This window comes from Chromobacterium alticapitis (genome assembly GCF_002924365.1).
Lineage (GTDB): Bacteria > Pseudomonadota > Gammaproteobacteria > Burkholderiales > Chromobacteriaceae > Chromobacterium > Chromobacterium alticapitis.
On record NZ_PQWB01000074.1, the window covers coordinates 1 to 6,595 of the forward strand.

Genomic DNA, 6,595 nt, shown 5'->3' on the forward strand with positions numbered 1-6,595 from the left:
GCAGGGAGGCGCGCAGCAGATGTTCGGGCGGAATCGAAGGCCGCCCGACGCGGGAATATAAGCCGTCGAATACGTCATTCATCGAGCCGAGCACCAGGTCGACCATCTGGCGGATCTTGCGCAGTGGGTGATTGGCCGGGATGCGATCCTCCAGCTGGATGTAGCTGAACAGATTGGTCTGCGTGTCGTTGCGGACGCCTCTCATCGGGTGCTTTCGCGGCTCGTTGGATGTTGATGATTATACCAAATGAATGGCTGTTGGTTTTTCAACGGCCTGCTAGGCCGGGCGATCTGGAAGCGTTGGAGTGGCTATCATCGCCGCAGCTTGGTGGAAACCAAAATGGGTTGCTTCAAACGGTTGGGTGAAAGGGTGACGGCCCGTCGTTTCGATGGTCAAGTGGCAGAGCTGCAAGTGCGCGCAGCCATCTTGAACCGCTTCAGCATGATGGGCCGTCCTTGTACGGTGGCTGTGGCGTAAATCCGTTTAGGGAAAGGGGAGCCTCGATCTGTTCAGGATTTATGCAACAGCGCCCAAGCGCGGCCAAGATATGGTTCCGGTCACAATATGAACCGGCGTAACAGTATCGAGATGCGATCCTCCCCCTCCCGCATTCCGGCGCTAACAGGCACGACGGGCTGCAATACGGGAAGGGAAATCAGCAGTGACGTTTTTTCAGTCCTGGCATCAGGCGCCGAAACAACTCAGTAGCGCGGTTTTCGACGGTGAAAACAGGTAGGCAGCTCCCGTAGTCACCACATAACGCTGTGGAAACGTCACGGATACCGGAGAGTTATCCGGCGCCAACACCGTGACTGATCGCGATGCCTCGCCCCGCTGCCCAATCACGATATCGTAACCACGGCCTAGAGGAAAATCCGCCGAATTTGCCCACTGATTCATGAGGAATTGGAACCCTCGCTGAATCGACGATTGATAGCAAAGGAACTGAAGTCCGCGCTCCTCCTTATCACTACCAGGTTTCGTCGGGTCATAGTCGACACCATATGGAATACCGCGCCTGAGGATCCGATGTTCGAGCGTCCGAGTAGCCGGCCCTTGATCCGTGGTCTGATCCCTCGGGTTAACTTTGCGGATGTGGGCGCTAAATGGGCACGTGCTGCCCAAGGTATCATCTCGAGCTTGAGGAAAATCATCGGGAGGTATCTCGCTGCCCGCACTGTACTTTGGCACATGGCTTGCCTGCACAAACTGGAAATTGTTGCTGGCATAGCTATCGTCACCCAACTTCTGATTGTCCGCCAACGGCGTTCGCATGACGGGAGCGCCACTTGGCCAGCGTCCCACCAGGCAGGCAGCAGCAAATGCAGTAGTGCGGGGCCCAAAAGACGGGTTTTGTGATAGCTGCGCAGCCATTGTCTCAGCCGCGGCGATGAACCCGGGGACATCTTGGCGCAAGCGCCTGTAAACCAGATAGGATCCATGCTTGGTCAGCGGCGTGGTAGGGTCCACAACGGTATCATTGGGATCGTCGCTGCCTTCATGCTTACGCGGGTAACCCAATACAAACTCACCTGGATAGCACAATGGCTGACCAGGTGCCGCGTACAACGCATACCATGGATCTTGGGAGTCCAGCACGCGGGGCGTCACATATGGACCAGTTGCCGTTCCAATGCGGCCGCGCACGCCAGGCTGTGATATCCCGTCTTTAAATCCAAAATGTTCGTGACCTTTTTGCGCGGACCGGATATCGCCGGATTCCAATCGAACGGTGACTGCAGCTACGTTCGCCACCAACTGAAGGAGCTCGTCCTTGTGGGCAGCGGCGGTGTTGTCTACTTCAGCTCGTTCATCACCCGCGATAATGAGTAATGCGTCGTGACCTTGGTTTGGTGCGCCAACAAGCCAACTTCGGGACCCGCCGGGAGAGCCGGCGTCGGGTTCTCCGACTAATGTGGCGTCCTCAGTTGGCCCGTTCAAGAACGTGATATCGAGTTGCGACCACTGATCCTGTGAGAGCAGTCGCTTCGCGCCTTGTCCACTAATGGCCAAATTCATCCATGTTACAGACATGGGCGGATCCCGACCGTCAGCGGAAGCCCGACGCGCCGTACTGAACTTCCTATTGAAGTCCGCAACGGCGTCAAGGTAGGCCAACTTCGGTGCGATGGCTCGAATCCACGCCTTGAACGCAGGCACTGCCACGTCAGTTACGCTGATAAAAAGCAGCCTTACGTGGTCCTTTCTGAATCCGGCAAGAATATCGCCCTGGATTTCAGCGCCATCGAGTATGGGTTCAAACGGCTGCGCCATCACTTCGTCATCCGGCGCGACGTACGCTTAGCTGGTACCCCTCCTTCCGCTTGGCCCGAACATGGACGCGCCGGCGGTAGGGGAACTGCGCCTTGAGGGCCATAGGCAGCCGTTAGGAAAACCGAGATCTTTTCGGCGATCTGGCCTGCATACGTGATTGGGATGCCACCGATCGAGAAATCGGATAGTTGTGTGCCCGATGGCACTGTGAATGTCGCACGAACAGCGGGCGTTCCGCGCGTGACTTTCCAACAATCTGCCAAGGTCACGCCGGCAGGCATAGTCCACCCAGAGCTATCAAGGGCTTGGATGTACAGACCAACGGGGTCGGGAATGGTCAAATAGCAACCGGTTGCCGCAACCGCATTCACCATCTGTGCAATCGTCGGGTCGCTATTTCTACCGGCATCTCCCAAGGGGTCTGCTGAGCTACAGTGCTTGCAAGACACCACATCGTTGGTCACATTGTTGTCGCCATCAAGCCGAGGTAGTGTCGACTGAACCGCAATATCAAGTTCAGCTCCCAACGTATTGAATTGCTGCACTAGGTGAACAATGCCATTGGTGGTGTTGAACTTGTTGTAGGGGTCGTAAGTATTATCCGGCGTAGAGATATCGCCGCTGTTGACTTGCATACCGAGTACCTTGGAATAGGTCGCCGCCGCCAACTCGGGATCTGCCGCATACAGAAACTCCCAATACCTCTGCGTCTCGGTAGTGAAATCGACGGCACGGATATTGCCTTGTTGGTCGCGATGAATGTACCACTCAAGATATTCGTCTTGGGAGGTTCGGCCTCCGGTCAACTTACCGTTGTCTACCACTGATGGTGCATCCGCCGTCGCATACGCTTGCTGCTTGGTATTAAACTGAGCGTAAAGGCTATTAGGGAAACCCACCCAATGGATCGGGCTGCGTTGAAACGCCGACACGTCGACCAATGCAGGGTTCACATACTGTGCAGCAGCCGTGCATTTGTTGATTCCAGCGATCGCGTCGTTGATCTCTGTCGATAGTTGATCCGACCACGCACTACGTTGCTCGTTGGTCGTGAAATCCGTAAGGCTGCCAGGTGCGGATAGCTGCATGATTCCTCCTCATACGATTTGATCGAAATAAGTGTTCCATCACTACGCGTTAAGCTTTGTCTGTGTCACCAATGGCTAACCCAATGACACACCACCCCTTCATTGATTCGCTGCATCGATGTACTGCGTCCAATCTGCAGCGATCCCGTGTTGTGCGTCCTGTAAGCTCATACGTTCTGCCTTTACTTCACCAGCCAGATAGTTCTCAACTGCAATGTGCCATTGCTAGGTTGGCGGGGATAAACGTTTCCTGATAATGGACTAGCTAGGATGAAATGTAGAATAGCTCCCGCACAAATCTATGCGAGAGAATACCTAAAGTGATTTGGCCTATATTGGAGCGAGCCTTGTGCAAAACGCTGACCTACGACCAAGGCAGGGCAATCGCACATTTTTGTCATAATGAAAGACTCTTGCCAATCCACCCCGACTTGAGGTGAACTCTCCGACTTTGCCGGAACCGAATGGGTACGCTGATGGAACACTTGGCCGATGTGCCAGAACCGAGAACGGGAGGCTATATCGCCCATCCCCTGCCAGAAATTCTGGTCATTGCCGTTTGCGCTATCTTCGCCGGCGCGGAGAGTTTCGTGGAAGTCGTCGAGTGGGCAGAAGCCAAGGAAGCTTGGCTGCGGCGTTTTCTGCCGCTGAAGAACGGCATTCCCTCGCTCGATACGGTCAACCGCGTGTTTCGCCTGCTGGATCCACTGCAATTCGAAGCCACCTTCCGCAGCTGGACGCAAGGGCTGTTGGGCTCGTTCCAGCAGATCGCCATCGACGGCAAATGCCTGCGTGGCACCGCTCGCGCCCAACACAGCCCGGTGCACATGGTCAGCGCCTTCGCCACCGAGCTGGGGCTGGCTTTGGGGCAGGAAAAGGTGGCAGACAAAAGCAATGAGATTACCGCCATTCCCGCACTGTTGACCGCACTGTGCTGCAATACGTGACAACTGCGCCAGCAGAGGGTTTTGTCGATGCCGTCGCCTGGCCGGGTTGCAAAACGGTGGGGCGCGTGGATTCGATGCGACTGGATGGGCAAGGCGAGTCGGCGCTGGAGCAGCGTTATTACCTATCGTCGCGCGAGCTGAGCGCGGAGGCGTTGGCGCAGGCCGTCCGCCGCCACTGGGCGATCGAGAACGGCCTGCATTGGTGTCTGGATGTGATTTTCCGGGAAGATCAATGCCCATTGCGCGAAGATCATGGCCCCCAGAATTTTGCGTTGCTGTTGAAGTTCGCTCTCAACCTGCTGCGCAGCTCGCCATTTCAGGCCAAGAAGAGCATGCGCGTACGACGCAAGCGGGCTGGTTGGGATGATGAGGCTCTGGCAGAGCTGTTGGGCATGAGTCCGTTATGACGAGAAGGTGCGATTGCCCTGGTTGAGAATGGCCTGGTTCCGCCGGCAACCCAAGGCGAGCGTGCTGCATCATTCCGATCGGGGCAGCCAGTACTGCAGCCACGACTATCAGCAATTGCTGCGCTGTTATGGGATGGCGGCATCGATGAGCCGCAAGGGGAACTGCTGGGACAATGCGCCGATGGAAAGCTTCTTCAATAGTCTGAAGAATGAACGCGTCTTTCATTGTCGCTACGCGACGAGGGCAGATGCCAAGGCAGACCTCTTTAATTACATTGAGGTGTTTTACAATCGCAAGCGGCGGCACTCCTCGCTGAACTACCAGTCGCCGACAGCGTATTACGCAGCCTGGCTGACGCGAGAAAAGCAGGCCGCATAACCGCTACCTTGGTGACCGGAAAGCGCGGGTAACCTCAGTTCCGTGCAGTGTTCGTGAGAACAAGCACTGGGACTAGGTCGGGCTGTCGCATCGGCTTCGCGACCCTAGATGTGCCCGACCTGGCTGACTGGACGTGATTCAGGTATGTGCGCTGAGGCTGCGCAGGTAGTTCTCGAACTCGACACTGTTGGTCGGCCGATTCTTGCGAACCTCGCCGCTGGCGATCACGGCGGGATGCGCCTCCAGCGCGTCTGCGTGCAGCTGTTGGATGTGAGTAACATCCGCGGCCGATGGAATAGGACCGTCGAAATGCGGAACCTGCACGTTTGCCAGGGGATCGTCGGTGCGCGGCGTCGACAGCGTGAGTACGCCGCCGATATCAGACGCCGCAGCATCACGTGCAGACAAATTGGGCAGATTCCAGCGTGCCTCAATGGTCTTGAGCAATGTCGTGTGCTCGAATGGCGCCGCCCCAGAAGGTGCGCGATATACCGTGCCGGCCCTGATCAGTGGCGACACCAGTATGGTCGGGACGCGTGGCCCGAGCCGGGTGAAATCGAAGCCGTACTTGTGGTCCACACTTCCATCAGGCGCTACGACGCCTTTGCCCCAAGGTGGTGCAACGTGGTCGTAGCATCCGCCGCACTCTGAGGTTGGGCGCAGATTTCGGATACCAAGCGTAGCCAGGTAAACTGGCATACGGAGGTACCGATGTACAAGATTCCACGGCAGAGTTACACCGCCGAATTCAAACAAGAAGCCGTCCGGCAAGTTGAGTCTGAAGGCAAGCCTCAGGCCCAGGTTGCCCGTGAACTGGGCATTGCCGAGCAGACGCTCGCCAACTGGCGCAAAGCCCACAAGGCCGGCAAGTTGACCGGCGGCACGGGCAAGCCGATCACGCCCGAACAGATGGAGCTCTCTCGCCTGCGTGCCGAAAATGCTCGCCTCAAGATGGAGCTCGAAATCCTGGAAAAAGCGACGGCGTACTTCGCGAAGAAGTCGCAGTGAAGTACGCCTGGATCGACAAGATGCGCGACACCTACCCCTTGCAATCGCTGTGCCGCTTGCTGTCTGTCAGCACCAGTGGCTTTGCCGACTGGAAAGGCTGCGGCGGCCCGACGCTGTGGCTGTCAGATGCCCAGCTTCTGGCGCTCATCCGCAGCGTTCACGCCGAGTTTAACGGCGCTTACGGCTCACCCAGGATTTGCCAGGAGCTGAAATCGCGCGGTTTCCCGGTTAGCAAGGCTCGCATCCGCCGGCTGATGACGCTGCACGGCATCCGCGCCAGGCACAAGCGGCGCTATAAGGCGACGACGAACAGCAAGCATGCATTGCCAGTGGCCCCCAACCTGCTGAATCGGCAATTTGACGTGGCGGCGCCGGATCAAGTCTGGACAACCGACATCAGTGTGCCGCAGCAAGCGGCGTAGGAGATGAGGGTAGGCCCCTCGCAATCGGCTTGCAGGAGCAGGTTGCAAACCACCGTAAGCGGCTGTGGC

4 protein-coding genes and 4 pseudogenes are annotated in these 6,595 nt (G+C 57.1%); 4 read left to right on the plus strand and 4 right to left on the minus strand.

Annotation, left to right across the window (positions count from 1 at the left end):
• Window positions 1-205 (minus strand): transposase (locus C2I19_RS15600; protein WP_500778865.1); only part of this gene is annotated, 205 nt, incomplete at its 3' end.
• Window positions 206-277: 72 nt separating this feature from the next.
• Between C2I19_RS15600 and C2I19_RS15605 the strand changes: the two are divergent.
• Window positions 278-478, plus strand: a pseudogene (locus C2I19_RS15605) (IS5/IS1182 family transposase); the annotation flags it as partial.
• A 207-nt stretch (window positions 479-685) separates the two neighbouring features.
• Here C2I19_RS15605 and C2I19_RS15610 read toward each other — a convergent pair.
• Both C2I19_RS15610 and C2I19_RS15615 read right to left on the minus strand, forming a co-directional pair.
• Complete coding sequence (locus C2I19_RS15610; RefSeq protein WP_103903598.1) at window positions 686-2,275, minus strand: Dyp-type peroxidase; 1,590 nt, start codon at window positions 2,273-2,275, stop codon at window positions 686-688.
• On the minus strand, window positions 2,275-3,363 hold the full coding sequence (locus C2I19_RS15615) for a DUF8225 domain-containing protein (RefSeq protein ID WP_103903599.1): 1,089 nt from the start codon (window positions 3,361-3,363) through the stop codon (window positions 2,275-2,277). The genes C2I19_RS15610 and C2I19_RS15615 overlap by 1 nt, the downstream gene beginning before the upstream one ends.
• A gap of 476 nt (window positions 3,364-3,839) precedes the next feature.
• Here C2I19_RS15615 and C2I19_RS15620 point away from each other — a divergent pair.
• Window positions 3,840-4,717, plus strand: a pseudogene (locus C2I19_RS15620) (ISAs1 family transposase).
• Between the two features lie 22 nt (window positions 4,718-4,739).
• Window positions 4,740-5,096, plus strand: a pseudogene (locus C2I19_RS15625) (integrase core domain-containing protein); the annotation flags it as partial.
• Between the two features lie 138 nt (window positions 5,097-5,234).
• Here the strand turns inward: C2I19_RS15625 and C2I19_RS15630 are convergent.
• Window positions 5,235-5,795: an alkaline phosphatase family protein gene (locus C2I19_RS15630; RefSeq protein ID WP_103903600.1), complete on the minus strand. Its 561-nt coding sequence runs from the start codon at window positions 5,793-5,795 to the stop codon at window positions 5,235-5,237.
• A 12-nt stretch (window positions 5,796-5,807) separates the two neighbouring features.
• Here C2I19_RS15630 and C2I19_RS22525 point away from each other — a divergent pair.
• A pseudogene (locus tag C2I19_RS22525) lies at window positions 5,808-6,505 on the plus strand (IS3 family transposase); the annotation flags it as partial.
• Window positions 6,506-6,595 lie beyond the last annotated feature (90 nt).